At 32.9% G+C, this 15,937-nt stretch carries 14 protein-coding genes and 1 tRNA gene; 5 read left to right on the top strand and 10 right to left on the bottom strand.

Annotated elements, in window-relative coordinates; translation table 11 throughout:
- Positions 1-58: 58 nt before the first annotated feature.
- Both ybeY and BLS90_RS09575 read right to left on the bottom strand, forming a co-directional pair.
- Positions 59-478 (bottom strand): rRNA maturation RNase YbeY, encoded by a 420-nt coding sequence (ybeY, locus tag BLS90_RS09580; protein WP_091257431.1) that lies wholly within the window; start codon positions 476-478, stop codon positions 59-61.
- Positions 475-3,771 carry a coiled-coil domain-containing protein gene (locus tag BLS90_RS09575; RefSeq protein WP_091257430.1) on the bottom strand — a complete coding sequence of 1,099 codons (3,297 nt, stop codon included), beginning with the start codon at positions 3,769-3,771 and terminating at the stop codon, positions 475-477. The genes ybeY and BLS90_RS09575 overlap by 4 nt, the downstream gene beginning before the upstream one ends.
- A gap of 243 nt (positions 3,772-4,014) precedes the next feature.
- Between BLS90_RS09575 and gltX the strand changes: the two genes are divergently transcribed.
- A complete protein-coding gene (gltX, locus tag BLS90_RS09570; protein WP_091257429.1) occupies positions 4,015-5,532 on the top strand; it encodes a glutamate--tRNA ligase in 1,518 nt (505 codons plus the stop codon).
- Between the two features lie 69 nt (positions 5,533-5,601).
- Here the strand turns inward: gltX and BLS90_RS09565 are convergent, their stop codons facing one another.
- On the bottom strand, positions 5,602-6,243 hold the full coding sequence (locus tag BLS90_RS09565) for an outer membrane beta-barrel protein (protein WP_091257428.1): 642 nt from the start codon (positions 6,241-6,243) through the stop codon (positions 5,602-5,604).
- A gap of 79 nt (positions 6,244-6,322) precedes the next feature.
- Here BLS90_RS09565 and BLS90_RS09560 point away from each other — a divergent pair, with 79 nt between their 5' ends.
- Entirely contained in the window at positions 6,323-7,309 is a 987-nt protein-coding gene (locus BLS90_RS09560; RefSeq protein WP_091257427.1) for an SPFH domain-containing protein, read from the top strand.
- A 28-nt stretch (positions 7,310-7,337) separates the two neighbouring features.
- Here BLS90_RS09560 and BLS90_RS09555 read toward each other — a convergent pair whose 3' ends face one another.
- From BLS90_RS09555 to BLS90_RS09540, 4 genes are all read right to left on the bottom strand, one after another.
- On the bottom strand, positions 7,338-7,610 hold the full coding sequence (locus BLS90_RS09555; protein WP_073353773.1) for a DUF6327 family protein: 273 nt from the start codon (positions 7,608-7,610) through the stop codon (positions 7,338-7,340).
- A 3-nt stretch (positions 7,611-7,613) separates the two neighbouring features.
- A complete protein-coding gene (locus tag BLS90_RS09550; RefSeq protein WP_091257426.1) occupies positions 7,614-7,964 on the bottom strand; it encodes a phage holin family protein in 351 nt (116 codons plus the stop codon).
- Positions 7,965-8,003: 39 nt separating this feature from the next.
- Positions 8,004-8,333 carry a YtxH domain-containing protein gene (locus BLS90_RS09545; RefSeq protein WP_091257425.1) on the bottom strand — a complete coding sequence of 110 codons (330 nt, stop codon included), beginning with the start codon at positions 8,331-8,333 and terminating at the stop codon, positions 8,004-8,006.
- Between the two features lie 304 nt (positions 8,334-8,637).
- On the bottom strand, positions 8,638-10,740 hold the full coding sequence (locus BLS90_RS09540) for a glutamine--tRNA ligase/YqeY domain fusion protein (protein ID WP_091257424.1): 2,103 nt from the start codon (positions 10,738-10,740) through the stop codon (positions 8,638-8,640).
- A gap of 114 nt (positions 10,741-10,854) precedes the next feature.
- Here BLS90_RS09540 and folB point away from each other — a divergent pair, with 114 nt between their 5' ends.
- Together folB and BLS90_RS09530 are read left to right on the top strand one after the other, a co-directional pair.
- Positions 10,855-11,214: a dihydroneopterin aldolase gene (folB, locus tag BLS90_RS09535; RefSeq protein ID WP_066078942.1), complete on the top strand. Its 360-nt coding sequence runs from the start codon at positions 10,855-10,857 to the stop codon at positions 11,212-11,214.
- An 83-nt stretch (positions 11,215-11,297) separates the two neighbouring features.
- A tRNA-Cys gene (locus BLS90_RS09530) sits at positions 11,298-11,368 on the top strand.
- A 538-nt stretch (positions 11,369-11,906) separates the two neighbouring features.
- On the opposite strand, the gene BLS90_RS09525 is transcribed toward BLS90_RS09530, so the two are convergent.
- Genes BLS90_RS09525 through rnr form a run of 3 tightly spaced genes read right to left on the bottom strand, consistent with a single transcriptional unit; the run spans position 11,907 to position 15,538 of the window.
- Positions 11,907-12,584 (bottom strand): LysE family translocator, encoded by a 678-nt coding sequence (locus BLS90_RS09525; protein WP_091257423.1) that lies wholly within the window; start codon positions 12,582-12,584, stop codon positions 11,907-11,909.
- Between the two features lie 44 nt (positions 12,585-12,628).
- A complete protein-coding gene (locus BLS90_RS09520) occupies positions 12,629-13,342 on the bottom strand; it encodes a head GIN domain-containing protein (protein WP_245705080.1) in 714 nt (237 codons plus the stop codon).
- A 6-nt stretch (positions 13,343-13,348) separates the two neighbouring features.
- Positions 13,349-15,538 (bottom strand): ribonuclease R, encoded by a 2,190-nt coding sequence (gene rnr, locus BLS90_RS09515; protein WP_091257422.1) that lies wholly within the window; start codon positions 15,536-15,538, stop codon positions 13,349-13,351.
- 119 nt (positions 15,539-15,657) lie between these two features.
- On the opposite strand from rnr, the gene BLS90_RS09510 reads away from it, so the two are divergent.
- Complete coding sequence (locus tag BLS90_RS09510) at positions 15,658-15,891, top strand: hypothetical protein (protein ID WP_091166467.1); 234 nt, start codon at positions 15,658-15,660, stop codon at positions 15,889-15,891.
- The last annotated feature ends 46 nt before the right edge of the window (positions 15,892-15,937 follow it).

Here is a 15,937-nt window from a genome sequence, read left to right as displayed (position 1 = left end):
AATTAAAATTCCATCCTGTTCCACGTGGAACACAACGAAAACAGCGACGCATCAATTCCTACAGTTCCACGTGGAACAATGCGATTTTTTCATCTTCTTTGTTACGCATCAAAAGCTCTTCAGATTCTCCTTTGTCTTTGTAACCACAGTAATGTAATATCCCGTGAACTAAAACCCGCTTCAATTCGTCTTCAAAAGATACATTAAAATCGGCTGCGTTGTCTTTTACTCGTTCAACCGAAATAAAAACATCTCCACTAATTTCATTTCCCATCGTGTAATCAAAACTAATAACATCTGTTAAGGTATCATGATTGAGGTATTCTAAATTTATCTTATGGAGGTATTTATCATCACAAAAGATATAGCTTATCTCCCCTTCTTTCTTCTTTTCTGAAATGATAACTGCAGATAACCAAGAAGCAATCGCTTCTTCGTTGTCTAAATTAAAGTCGGTTTCGTAATTAAAATTGATCATTTTTTATTAAAATATTCTTGAACCTTTTGATTAAAATTCGAGCGCAAAGGTAAGGATTGTCTATTTAATATTTCTATGCTATTCAAATAATCTAATAAACCAGCTGGCAACGCATTAGATTGATTGTTAAACTGCTTTTTGTTAGTCTCAGATTGACGTTTATTTTCCTGTCCCTGTTGCTGAATGGCAGAATTTAATTTCAATAATTCCTGTTTTACATTCAGTATCTTTTGCAACGTTTCACTCTTAAAACCTTTATTCAACAATTGCTTTTCAATTTGCTTCATCTGTTCCAAAGCGCTTTGTCCATTACCACCCAATCCTACTTTGTTCAATTCGTTTTGCAATGCTTCACGTAATTGCTTTTGCTCTTTATAAATTTCCATAATAGCTTGCGCATCACCTTCGCCACCCTCACCCTCTTGACCTGATTCGCCAGGTTTTCCTTGTTTTCCGTTTTGTCCTTTTTGACCGTCACCAGGCTTCTCTCCTTTCTTGATTCTCTCTTTTATTTTATCGCCAAGACCTTCTTGTTTTTTAATAATATCCGGCAATTGCATTCCTTGACCTGGCTTTGGTTTTCCGGAACCCATTCCTGACATTTGCATTTGCATATTGTTAAGCATATCACTAAGAAAATCTGCTAATTTGTTAGCCGCAGAAATGGTATATTGTTGATGCGACAAACCTTTTGGTACTTGAGCATCTGTTAAACTGGACAAAGACTTATCTACGTTGTAAACTACATTGCCAATCTCTTTAGTAATATCCTCCGCAATTTTAGGATTACGCAACGACATCGCAAACAAACTATCATCAACATGCTTGAACTGTTGTTTTAAATCCTGCTGGATTTTGATGTTTTTATTGAATGCCGGAGAACCTGATTTGTGCTTTTTAAATTGATTCATCAACTCTTCTTGTGACAAAGAAAAAGCCAATAAGTTGTCCAATATTTGTCTCATCATTGCAACATCTTCTTGCAACTGTTCCATCTCACCTTGCTCCAAAGTTTGTGCCATTTTTTGTGCCATCTCTTTCATCTTTTTAGAAGCACTTTTTTGATTATTTTTAGCTTTATCTTTCTTCTCTTTCTTCAATTCCTCAGAAGCTTTCTTTAAGTCTTCATCAATACTTCTTTCTTTAGCATCGTCTTTTGGTAAATCCAAAGGTGATTTTAATTCCTTATTTTCTTTATCTAAAACATTTAAATCTTCTTGAATTTTGTCAAACTCCGCATTGATGTCTTCTTGTTTGTCCAATTTATTTTCCTTTTCATCATTCGATAATTTATCTTGCTTTTCAGAAAGCTTGTCCAGTTTGTCTCCTAATTGTTCAGCTTTCTTTTCTACATAAAATCGCTTAGTCAACTCTACCAACTGTTCTAAATTCTTAGTTTGGTTTTTACTGTTTTGTTTGAACTTATCCAACTTAGACAATAAATCTTCATTTTGAATTTTATCGTTCAGTTCTTTCAGCACGTCTAAAAGGTTTTGATTTTTCTCCAATTCTTTTTCCGCTTTGTCCATTCGTTTTTGAAGTTCTTCTTTTAATTCATCCTTTTTATCGGTTTTGAATTGCTCCAAATTATCGTTCATTTTTTTAGTGAATTCCTTCATCATTTCATCCTGTTTCATTTGCCGTTTGATGAAATCATTTACTTTTTGCTGATCTTTGAAATCCAGATTTTCTTTTTCTTTTCCGGTTTTTTGCAACTTTTCCATTTCAGAAATTTGTTTGTCTTGGTTTTTTAAAGACTTCTCTAAACTGTTGATGTTGTCATTTTGCTGTTGCAATATCTGATTTTCCTTTTCTTCATCTGTCGAAACACGATTAGAAAAAACAGAAGACTTCGTGCTTTTAAAATTATGGATTGCATCATTATCAAAAACTTCAAAATAATAATCATAAGACACGCCTTGCTCTACCGGAAGATTACTTGGAAAAGAAAACACGAATTGATCAAAAGCACTTTTATTAATAACAATTGTTCCACGTTTAGCAGTTTGTGGTTTCTCTCTTTCGTAATAAACAATCTGCAATTTAGACAAGCCATAATCATCCGAGATTTGACCTAAAACATAGTTCTTAGACACCTTTAAACTGTCCGGTGCGTTGTTCACATTGATCGCTGGGAACTGATCTTTGACAATAGTAAGCTGATAATTGAGTTTTTCGTAGTTTTTTACCTTATCATTTGAAGTAAGAATTTGATAATCTGTATTTTGAACTATATTTTTAGATAAAACAAAAGCGTTTTCTGTTTTCGAAAAAGTAGCTTTAGAAATTCCATCCATCCACTCCACGTTTTGTGTCGCTTGTGTATTTATTTTCCAAGTCACACGCGTTCCTTCCGGAATAACCGCATTTCCTGTTCCTTTGATTGTTTCCTGTTTTTTATTCAAATACGATGGGAAATTCAATTGCATTTCAAAATTAGCAATCGATGGAACGGTTATGACTTTCAATTCATAATCAGCTGAAGAAATCGCATTTCCCTCCACGTGGAACAAAATATTTTCTGAAGGCTTTGCCATCTTAAATTGAAACTCTCCCGCTTTAGTCGATTCCATAAAATAACTTTCGTCATCAATAAAAATCATCGCATTCTCTGGAACTACTTTTCCCTCTGTTTTAAGGCGAAGGATAAAATCCTTTCCTTGTTCGGTTTGTAAATTTGAATTAAGAACTACAAATTTAAATGGAGCAGGTGGCAAAAAACTCGAATTGAAGTGCACTACTCTATTCAAACTTTGAGAAATTATAGTACTGTTTCCCGAAACAAAGAAAAACGCCAAGAGCAGTATTGGAATAACTGCTAAAGGAAAATACTTTTTGTTACCCGTGTAATTGATAGCATTTCCAAAAGGGATTGCCTGCAACGTATTGGCTTTTTGTTCAATGGATGCCACTAATAATTCTGATTTGACTTGCTGGTCTTTCAAATTAGCTAATTGTAAAAAGTTAGTCAGCTTATCACTCACTTCTGTAAAATGATTTCCAATAATTGTAGAAGCCTGATTGTAATCGATTCCTTTTTGAAGTTTAAATAATTTAAAAATGGGGAACAAAATAAAACGAAACAACAAATACACTTCTACTCCAACAAAAGTCCAAAACAAAATGGTTCTTCCCATTGGCTTGAGCCAAAGAAAATATTCGACAAAAAGCGTAAATAGAAAATACAACAATCCTAAACCGATAAAGAAAATAGTTCCACGTATCAGTTCGTTGGTATAAAACTTCCTGATGAAAGCTTCTAATTTTTGATAAATAAATTGCTGATTTTCCAAAATTTATACTTTGTTTTTTGTAACCAATAAAAGTAATAATTTATATGAAATGAACATCAGAAATAAGTACTCTAAATACAAAACTTAATATGTGAATTACACATGAACGATGAAAAACAATAAATAGCTACATGTGAATAAAGAAATGTTAAAAATCATCAAACTCATTAATCTTACATTATCTCATTTTCAGATAATCCAATTGAGTAATCGAATTTGTATCTTCGCAAAAAATTTACAGCAATGTCTAAACAAGTTCGGGTGCGTTTTGCACCAAGTCCAACAGGACCTTTACATATTGGCGGAGTTCGTACCGCATTGTTCAATTATTTGTTTGCCAAAAAAAACAATGGCGTATTCTTCCTGAGAATTGAAGATACGGATCAAAACCGTTTTGTTCCCGGTGCCGAAGAATATATCATGGAAGCGCTGGAATGGTTGGGAATTGCGCCAGATGAAACTATTGGTAAAAATGAAAAATTTGGTCCATACCGTCAAAGCGAAAGAAAAGATTTGTACCAACAATACGCTACTGAATTAATCAATTCCGGAAATGCGTATTATGCTTTTGATACAGCAGAAGCTTTGGATGCAGCAAGAAAATTAGAAGAAGAACAAGGAAAAACATTTATATACAACCATACTAACAGAGAAAAACTGGACACTTCACTAGTGATTTCTGCAGACGAAACTGTTAAAAGAATTGCTGCTGGCGAACATTATGTCATCCGTTTTAAGACTCCTGTGAATGAAACGTTGCATTTGCATGACATTATTCGTGGTGATGTAAAGTTTGAAACGAATCTTTTGGATGATAAAGTGTTGTTTAAAAGTGACGGAATGCCAACGTACCATTTGGCTAATATTGTGGATGATCATTTAATGGAAACATCTCACGTAATTCGTGGTGAAGAATGGTTGCCATCAATGCCTTTACACGTTTTATTATACAGAGCATATGGTTGGGAAGCTCCAGAATTTGCACATTTACCATTGATTATGAAACCAGTTGGTAACGGAAAATTATCCAAACGTGATGGTGATAAAATGGGATTTCCAGTATTTCCATTAGATTGGAAAACAGCAGAAGGCGTTTCATCAGGCTATAGAGAAAAAGGATTTTTCCCGGAAGCCGTAATCAACTTTTTGGCTTTGTTGGGATGGAATGACGGCACGGACAAAGAAATATTTTCATTAGAAGAATTAGTAGCAGCATTTGACTTGAACAGAGTTCATAAAGCTGGAGCTAAATTTGATCCAGAAAAAAATAAATGGTTCAATCACCAGTATTTAATCAAGCAGGAAGATGCAACTTTGGCGAAAGCCTATGCTCCTATTTTGGCTGAAAAAGGCATCTCCACTGCGCTCGATTTGACAGATGGAAAACTTATAAAAATAGTTTCTTTAATCAAGGAACGCGCACATTTTGTTTCTGAATTTTGGGAAATGAGTGATTTCTTTTTTGTAGCTCCAACCGCTTACGATGAAAAAGCAAGTAAAAACTGGAAAGCAGAAACACCAGCCTTGATGCAAGAATTAATTTCTGTTGTGGAGGAAATTACTGATTTCACTTCAGTAAACATCGAAACGATAGTGAAATACTGGATGACGAAAAATGAAATTGGAATGGGGAAAGTAATGCAACCTTTTCGCTTGAGTTTAGTTGGTGCACTGAAAGGTCCTCACCTATTTGATATCGTTGAAGTCATTGGGAAAGAAGAAACGATTAAGAGAATTCAAAAAGCAATAGCGACTCTTTAAACTAATAAAGCTTCTAGCCTTCAAAAGGCTAGAAGCTTTTTACTTTATAAACTTCAAAAGTTATAAATTTTACAAATAAATAATCAAATTCCCGTTTAGTATTCCAGGATTTCCCTTGAAATTGACTCCTAAATTCTTGTTGTTTAAGTTTTCAAGCATGTTATTGACTCCATATTGATACGAAACATTAGCTCTGAGATGACGAACACCAAACGTGATTCCAACCGTTGGATAAAAATTAAAATTAGAAATCTCCCTAATATCTTTGGCTAGCAAAGTTGTACCAGTAATGACATTGTTTTCATCAGAGTTATCTATATTTAATTTTCCATTTACTTGAACAATTGGGCCAAACTCAATACTCAAATGATTTTCAACAAGTTCATAACTTACTTGTAAAGACACTTGAGCTGACGCCAATTTATAATTAACATCTTCCTGTGCCAAAGTAAAAGTGTTTGTTGCAACAGAAAAATTATTCTCACTAAATTGAATGTTATACACCATGTCCCAATTATTATAGAAATTTCCCCGCATAGAAAGTCCCACATTCCAACCCAAGTCTGGTTTCGCATAAAAATTGTTAGTATTTAAGGAAAATTGATTGCCTCCAAAACTAATTCCAATCCTATTTGAATCCCTATATCTGTATTGGGAAAAGGCGGATACAGATACTAAAATAAGAAATAGGACAAGTGTTAACTTTCTCATATAATTAAGATTTACGAGGACAAACCTAAAGTTTTTTTGTAAATTGTGAGATAAATTTTAACTAAAAACAAAAAAAATTATGAATATTACGTTAATTATCCTACTGGTCTTTGGATTATTTATCTTACTATCCTCCTTTTTTACAGTAAAACAGCAAACGGCTGTAGTTGTAGAACGATTTGGTAAATTTTTAAGTATCAGACAATCAGGCTTGCATCTAAAAATTCCTTTAATTGACAGAATTGCTGGACGCGTCAATCTAAAAATCCAACAATTAGATGTTATCATTGAGACAAAAACCAAAGACAATGTTTTTGTAAAACTTAAGGTTTCCGTTCAATTTATGGTTATCAAAGAAACCGTTTATGATGCCTTTTATAAATTAGAATATCCACACGATCAAATTACTTCTTATGTGTTTGATGTAGTACGTGCTGAAGTTCCAAAATTAAAACTAGATGATGTCTTTGAACGAAAAGATGATATAGCCATCGCAGTAAAAAGAGAATTAAATGAGGCCATGACTACGTATGGGTATACCATTATCAATACTTTGGTAACGGATATTGACCCGGATATTCAAGTAAAAAATGCAATGAATAGAATTAATGCTGCTGATAGAGAAAAAACAGTAGCTGAATTTGAAGCAGAAGCATCCAGAATTAGAATTGTAGCCAAAGCGGAAGCGGAAGCAGAGAGCAAACGATTACAAGGACAAGGTATTGCGAACCAAAGAAGAGAAATTGCTAAAGGTTTAGTAGAAAGTGTTGATGTTTTGAACAGAGTGGGTATAAACTCCCAAGAAGCTTCAGCATTAATTGTAGTAACACAACATTATGATACATTACAAGCTATTGGCGCTGACGCAAATTCCAATCTGATTTTATTGCCTAATTCTCCACAAGCCGGAAGTGACATGCTCAACAATATGATTGCATCTTTTAGCGCTTCCAACCAAGTAGGTGAAATGATGAAAAATAAAAATGGGAAAAGAAGTACTCGAAAAGAAGATACTACCGATTATCAATTGCCAGAAACCCCAGAAACTCCAGATAATGAGGAATAAATACTTTAATAATCATAAAAAAAGAGGCTTAAACGCCTCTTTTTCTTTTTGCAAACCAATTTTTGACAAATGGAACTGCTTTGTTTAGTAGAAAAGGCACCGCTGTAGAGACGAGAGCTCCATAAGGAATTGCAGCACTGTAACTGCCTATTAGGTCGCTTACAATATTTTGTGGTGTAAAACTTTCTTTTGTTTTCTTTACTCCAAAAACTAATTTTTGATAACTAATCTCTTTTTCAATTTTTAAAATTTCTAATTCTCTATCTATTTGAGCATAAGAGGAATATTTTTTGGTTTCCATAATTTATTCGTTAAAAAATATTTCAGAAAATTTCTCGAGTATTGGTCCTTCAATAACTTTATCTTTAATTAAAAACAAGAGAATTGTAACCACGAGGTAGATTCCGCCAATTATTAAAAATCCCAAGGGATAACTTTCTAAAGATTGACCTATAGCCATGGCTCCTGCGATGGAGAAAAATAATAAAACCATAGCCAAACACAAAAAAATCAAAGAAAATTTGAAAATCATAGTGGTCGATTTCATCGCAACTTTAAAACCCCATAATTTATAATAAGATACATTACTTTGTATATAAGCATGAATCTGGTCTTGAATTTCCTCTGTATTCTCTTTTAATTCTTCAAAAGCCATGTAGTTCGTTTTAAGATTTAGTAAATGGGTAAAACCATATTATTTTTGAAGTTTAGCATTTTGCCTTTTTAACTCCGCTAATTTTTCTTCTAAAAAAGAAATTACCTCTTCAGTTTTGTGACTCATATTGGAAATCATATCCTCGTATGTTTCTTCTAAATCAAATTTAGCAGATGTCAACTTATCATTAAATTGCGAAGAGACCGTGTCAAATTTATTTTGCAAATCGTTTTTGGCATCATCATAACCATCTTTTAATTTTTCTCTGGTTTTTGAACCTTTATCTGGTGCATACAAAATTCCCAATCCAGCTCCAATAACTACTCCAGTTAAAACGGCAACTAATGTATTCCCTGTAGTATTCGACATAATTCTAAAGTTTAAAAGTTTGTTTCATAAAGATACAGATTTATTAACAACATCCCGTTAACAACTCGTTAAAGTGCAAATTTATAGGTCAAAAACCAAATAAAAGCGTGCTAAACCACCTATATTTTAATTTTATACTTATTTATATAAATTCAAAAAAGCAAGCTTAAAATCAACTTATGCGCTTCGTTTTTAATTGGAAAATAATATGAAAAAACCAATTGTTATAAGAATTTTAAATAATAGAAAAAGCCCTCTAAAAAGAGAGCTTTTAATTGATAAAACCTATACTTATTTGTATAACTTATATTTTAAGATTGTTTAATAATTGCAGTACTTTTTCATTTTTCTCCTTTGTTTTTAACTCTATAAGCTGATGCTCCAAAAGACTAAAATGATTCAAGTCATTTTGTAAATTTTCAATGGCCAAAATTCTAACGGCACACAATTGACTTTTCAATGACATAGAATATAATTTAGTCAACGCCTCTTCTTCGATATCTTTTACTTTTACTTTATCAGAATAATGTAAAATCAAATTAGAAAACAACAAGGAGTTATTGTCATTCTTAACATTTTTGACGATGGTGTGAATAATTAAACTGTAATTGTCGATACTTTTTATGTTAGCAACAATGGTGTTTAAAATCAAATTGGCATTATTTTCGTCTTTTTCCTTCACATATTTATTGATTTCCTTTTGGGTATTCATCAATACATTTTCTTCTTTCTTGCCTTTTTCTTCCCACGCGTCTTTTAAACCTACGGTTTTATTAAAGATAATTTTGATTTCGGTTGAATCTTTATCCACATTGAAGTAACCCAAGCGTTGAAACTGGAATTTGTCCCCCGATTGTACCGAAGCTAAACTTGGTTCTACAAATCCATTTACAATTTGTAACGAGTTAGGATTCATAAATTCCAAGAAATTTTTCTCCTTATGACTGTCTGGTGCTTCATCAATAAACAAGCGATCATAAAGACGCACTTCGGCTTCTAAAGCGTGTTGAATTGAAACCCAATGCAGGGTTCCAGCCACTTTTCGTTGACTCGCTTCACTCCCACTCCCACTTTGACTGTCTTCATCATAGGTTACATGAATCTCCGTAATAGTTCCCGCAGCATCTTTTATAACACTTTCTCCTTTGATTATATAGGCATTTTTAAGCCTTACTTCATGTCCTAAACTCAGGCGAAAAAATTTAGGGGGAGCTTCTTCTAAAAAATCTTCCCTTTCAATGTATAATTCTCTTGAAAAAGGAACTTTTCTAAATCCTGCGCTTTCGTCTTCCTGATTATTTTCGGCTTCTAACCATTCTTCTTTATCTTCCGGATAATTAGTGATTACTAATTTTATTGGATCTAAAACCGCCATCACTCTTGGAGCAGTTTTATTTAAGTCTTCACGCAAACAAAATTCCAATAGCGAGAAATCAATGATATTTTCTCTTTTAGCAACACCAATAATATCACAAAACTTACGTATAGAATTCGCCGTATAACCTCTTCTTCTCAATCCTGAAATCGTTGGCATTCTTGGATCATCCCAACCATTTACGATTTTTTCTTGAACCAATTGTAATAGTTTTCGTTTACTCATTACGGTGTAATTCAAGTTCAAACGGGCAAATTCATATTGATGTGGTCTCACTTTTGAATCATCATAAATTTGATCCAAAAACCAATCGTAAAGTTCCCGATGCATCACAAATTCAAGTGTACAAATAGAATGCGAAATTTGTTCGATATAATCACTTTCGCCATGCGCATAATCATACATTGGATAGATATTCCAATCCTTCCCAGTTCTATGATGCTCACGGTGTAAAATACGATACATCAATGGATCACGCATCAACATATTAGTAGATTTCATATCTATTTTAGCACGTAAAACATGACTTCCTTCTGGGAAATCGCCATTTTTCATCCCTTCGAATAAAGTAAGATTTTCTTCCACTGACCGGTTTCTATAAGGACCGTCAACTCCAGGTTGTGTTGGTGTTCCTTTTTGAACAGCCATATCTTCTGACGATTGACTATCAATGTAGGCCTTTCCGTTCTTAATCATGGCAAGAGCCCAATCGTATAACTGTTGAAAATAATCAGAAGAGTATAATTCTTCGGTCCAATTAAAACCCAACCATTTTAAATCTTCTTTGATGGCGTCTACATATTCCTGCTCTTCTTTGGCTGGATTAGTATCATCAAAACGAAGGTTTACTGGCGCATTGTATTTTAATCCTAAACCAAAATTTAAACAAATCGATTTAGCATGTCCAATGTGTAAATACCCATTAGGCTCTGGCGGAAAACGAAAACGTAATTTATCTTGAGGAAAACCGTTTGATAAACTGTCTTCAATAATTTGTTCTATAAAATGGAGTGATTTTTCTTCAGTTGACATTTTTTTGTTTTATTTTAGCAAAGATAAAAAAGTTTACAGTTTTCAGTTTACAGTTTACAGTTTTCTTTAGAACTGAATTCAGTACATGATTACTCTCACTAAAATAGTTAAGAAATGGGCATTATAAAACTTAAAAATATCAGAACGTACTCCTATCACGGTTGTTTGATTGAAGAAGGTAAAATTGGTTCTGACTACACCGTAAATTTAGAAGTTAAGACCGATCTGAGAAAATCCAGCCTTTCGGATGATTTAAAAGATACAGTGGATTATGTACTTTTGAATACCATTGTTGTAGAAGAAATGGCTATTCGTTCTGATTTATTAGAACATGTAGGACACCGAATTGTGACACGAATTTTTGAAGAAATTCCTGAAATTTCCAGAATTATTGTAGCAGTTTCTAAACTAAACCCTCCTATTGGTGGTGATGTTGAAGCAGTTACTATAGAAATGGAGGAGTATAGGAGTTAGCATAAAAATATTTTTTAAAACTTTTAAACTTTATACTTTAAAACTCTAAACTTTTTAAGTACTTTTGCCGTCCATTCAACGATGGCGTCGTGGCCGAGTGGCTAGGCTGGGCTCTGCAAAAGCTCCTACTCCGGTTCGAATCCGGACGATGCCTCTAAAAGAGATACAGAAATGTGTCTCTTTTTTTATGTCAAATTTTTAGAAAAAATTAAGTAAAGATAAGGTTCGAATCCGGCCCGAAGCTTCGGGAGATGAATCTAAAAGAGATACAGAAATATGTCTCTTTTTTTATGTCAAATTTTTAGAAAAAATTAGTAAAGTTAGGGTTCGAATCCGTCCCGAAGCTTCGGGAGATGACTCTAAAAAAGATACAGAAATGTGTCTCTTTTTTTATGTCAAATTTTTGGGGAAAATTGGATAAAGTTATGGTTTGAATTCGTCCCGAAGTTCGGGAGATACCTCTTTAACTTTCCAAGTAATTTGGATGTTTATCTATGTCACATTTTAATAAAAATTAAAAAATTTCTAATTTAAACCATTAAGAAATTAAGAAAAATTAAGTCTAAATCCTAATAAAACTCAATTTCTCCTTGGTTTAAAAAAAACTTAAACGACTTAAATGTTTAAATAAAAAAAGCCCTGAATCTAAATCAATTAGAGTCAAGACTTTTACTATTTTATAAAAAATAGTATTAATTATCTATTTTATCAAATGCTTTTTTAACCATTTCTTTTTCTTGAGGAAACCATCCTTGCGTAATTAAAACCATTCCGAAAACCATCATTACCACACTAATTCCTTTTTTAATTTTTAGAATATTTACTGGTGTTAGTTTTGTTTTTAATTGCTTCGCCAAAAGTATTTTTATACAATCAACAAACAAATAAGTTCCAATAACTGCAATAAAAAAAGTGACCATTCTGGAGGTTTGCATTTCGAGTTTTGGGCCTACAGAAATGATAATTGCCAACCAAAAACCTAGAACACCAATATTAATGATATTCAATAGAAATCCTTTGATGAAAAGGCTTATATAGTTTTTTTTGACAATTTCCTTGTCGATAATATCCGTATTTATTTTCTGTTCTTTTTTTAACTGTAGGAAGGAAATTATACCATAAGCCAACATCAACACTCCACCAAAAATGAAAAGAGCCGGTTGATCTTTTAAACTTTGAATCAATCTATAACTTCCTAAATACGCAATTCCTATAAAAACAATATCCCCTAAAATAACTCCTAAATCAAATACCAAAGCCGCTCTAAATCCTTTTATAATACTTGTTTCCAGTAAAATAAAAAAAACAGGACCAATCATAAAACTCAAGAAAATTCCCCAAGGAATACCAGCTAAAATGTCGTTTATCATTAAAAATTTAAATTTATTACGCTAAAATCTAAACCAAAGTACTACTATTTTTCTAAAATCGTACCGCCAATGAATACTTCTTTGTTAATCTGTTTAGGTTTACCGTAGATAAATATAGAGCCACCAGCACGAACTTTTGCATCAACTAAGGTAGATGCATGAATTTCAGATTTTCCTCCTGCAGCAACGCTTATTGTGGTTTGTGAAGTCTCTAAATCCTTAGCGTTTAAAATTCCTCCCGAAGTAATTACAACATCTTGATTTTTCGCTTTTCCTGATAAAGTAACTATTCCACCAGCATTCGCTTTGATGTTTACTTTGTCAACATCTATTTCTAATTTTATTTCTCCTCCAGATTTTGCATTTAAATCTAAGCTTGTTTGTTTGAAATCTTCTTCGCTGGATACATAGCTTCCCTCGCTCACAGCAATACTTTCGAGGTTTTTAAAATACAATTTAACCGTAATATCATCTCCAGATAATAATTGTGGAAAAGGCATTCTGATTTTTAATTCGCCATTTTTATTGACCGTTTCCACTTCGTCAGCGCGTGCTCCGGTTACTACAATCTTGTTTTCTGAAGCTTCAATTAATTTGACATTGATTTTATCAAAAACTTTAACTTCATCAAAATCTCCTAAGTTTCTGGTTACTTGAGCGTTTGTAAATTGACTTAAAAATACAAAAGCAATAATCACTAATCTTTTACTCATATTTCTAATATTTATTTTTTGATATTCGTGAATCTTTGATTTCATTTTTTTTTATTTTAACGGTTCTTCAATTCTTCTTAAAAAATTAAAATCCAGTTGTTTTTTAACTAAATCGGCATTTTTTACTTTAACGTAAATTTCGTCTCCTAATTGTAATAATTTTCCAGAAGTTGCGCCGGTTAGTGCATATTGTTTTTCGTCAAAAGTGTAATAATCATCTTTTATATCTCTGATTCTACACATTCCTTCACATTTATTCTCGATGATTTCAACATAAATTCCCCATTCGGTCACACCGGAAATTACGCCTAAAAATTCCTCATCCTGATGATCCTGCATGTATTTTACCTGCATGTATTTGATAGAATCCCTTTCAGCATTCGTTGCTAAACCTTCCATGGTTGACGAATGCAAACATTTTGTTTCATACGTTTCTTCATCAACTGATTTTCCTCCGTCCAGATAATGCTGCAGCAATCGATGCACCATAACATCGGGATAACGACGAATTGGTGATGTAAAATGCGAATAATAATCAAAAGCCAAACCGTAATGTCCTATGTTATCCGTAGAATATTTGGCTTTACTCATACTTCTTATTGCAAGCGTATCAATTAAATTCTGCTCTTTCTTACCATTTACATCTTCCATTAATTTATTCAAAGCTTGTGAAATAGAACCTTGTTTAAAATCAATTTTATGTCCAAACTTGGCAATAACAGCTTGCATTGCAAAAAGTTTATCCTCATTTGGCTCATCGTGAATTCTGTAAATGAACGTCTTTTTTTGTTTTCCAATATATTCCGCTACTTTTCTATTGGCCAAAAGCATGAACTCTTCAATCAGATGATTAGCATCTTTCGAAACTTTAAAATAAACGCCTTGAGGTTCTCCGGCTTCATCTAAATTGAACTTCACCTCTACTTTATCAAAAGAAATCGCTCCTTCAGCCATTCTTCTTTTTCTAAGAATTTTGGCTAATTCATCCATTTTTAGCGTCGCAGAAACAATTGCTGCTGAAACTTGATACGAACTTCCTGTAATCGAAATTTCTTCCGGAATCACATCATCTTTAGTTTCTATGATGTACTGCGCTTCCTCGTAAGCAAAACGCTGATCCGAATAAATTACAGTTCTACCAAACCATTGATTCACTACTTGAGATGTTTCAGTGATTTCGAATATGGCCGAAAACGTATATTTTTCTTCATTTGGACGTAATGAACACGCAAAATTGGATAATACTTCGGGTAACATTGGTACTACTCGATCCACTAAATAAACCGAAGTTGCTCTTTGATACGCTTCATCATCCAAGATTGTTCCTTCTTGAAGATAATGCGAAACATCGGCAATGTGAATACCTATTTCGTAATTACCATTTTCTAGTTTTTTGAATGAAAGTGCATCATCAAAATCCTTCGCATCTTTTGGATCAATGGTAAAAGTCAACGTATCTCGCATATCGCGACGTTTGGCAATTTCACTTTCTTCTATCGAAGTATCAATTTTTTGTGCAAACGTTTCCACTTCAATAGGAAATTCTGACGGCAAACCGTATTCAGCAAGAATTGCATGAATTTCTGTATCGTGCTGTCCTGGTTTCCCTAAAACTTTTATTACTGAACCAAAAGGACTATCGGCTCTGGCTGGCCAATCTTCAATGTGAACCAAAACTACATCGCCCTGCTCCGCCTCGCCTATTTTATCCTTTGGAATAAAAATATCAGTGTACATTTTTGGATTTGCTGTAGAAACAAAAGCAAAATTAGCTTGAATGTCAATAACACCAACAAAATCAGTTTTATGTCTTTCAAGGACTTCAATTACTTCACCTTCTGGTCTTTTTCCTTTTCTACGATTGTAAACATAAACCTTGACAATGTCTTTGTCTAAAGCGTGGTTTAGGTTATTTGTAGGAATAAAGATATCTTCTTCCATATCAGGACAAACAAAATAAGCTGTTTTACGTCCTGTCATGTCAATCTTACCTTCGTAATACTCTTTACTTTCAGCTTTCACTAAGTATTTACCTGGTTCTGACTCTATAATTTTATTTTGCGAAGCCAGAATTTTCAAATCTTTGATAATTTGATTTCTGCTTTCGGTATCGTCAAGCTCTAGCTTTGCTCCTATTTGTTTGTAGTTGAATGCTTTATTAGCACTTTGCGATAATATTTTTATAATTTTTTCAGAGAAATCTTTCCCTTTTTTTATCGGCTTTCTTAATCTTTTACTCATAAATCTGTTCTTAAAAGTCTAAAATTACAAAATACTAAACTGTTATCAGTAAAGAGAGCACAGTTTTAAAGAAAATATAACTTTACAGAATAGTTGTATCTTTATAAAAAGTATCAAAAATGGAAGAATTTCAAACCATTGCAATTTTCAATTATTCCCATGAAATTGTAGTTATTAAGCATTTGCTGGAGCAGGAAGAGATTAACTATTTTTTTGAAAACGAAACGTTGGTTTCCATTGATCCTTTTGGCAGTTTCGCCTACGGTGGAATCAAACTCAAAATTCATTTCAACGATTTTGAAAAAGTTCAGGAATTATTAGACAACCTAAACAACAATTTGAAAATCGTTTGAAACTGAAATCAATTTTTTGACTTTAATTTTTTTGAAAGTTGTCAAC

This window comes from Flavobacterium omnivorum, assembly GCF_900099915.1.
GTDB lineage: Bacteria > Bacteroidota > Bacteroidia > Flavobacteriales > Flavobacteriaceae > Flavobacterium > Flavobacterium omnivorum.
This window is presented reverse-complemented; position numbering and strand designations above follow the sequence as displayed.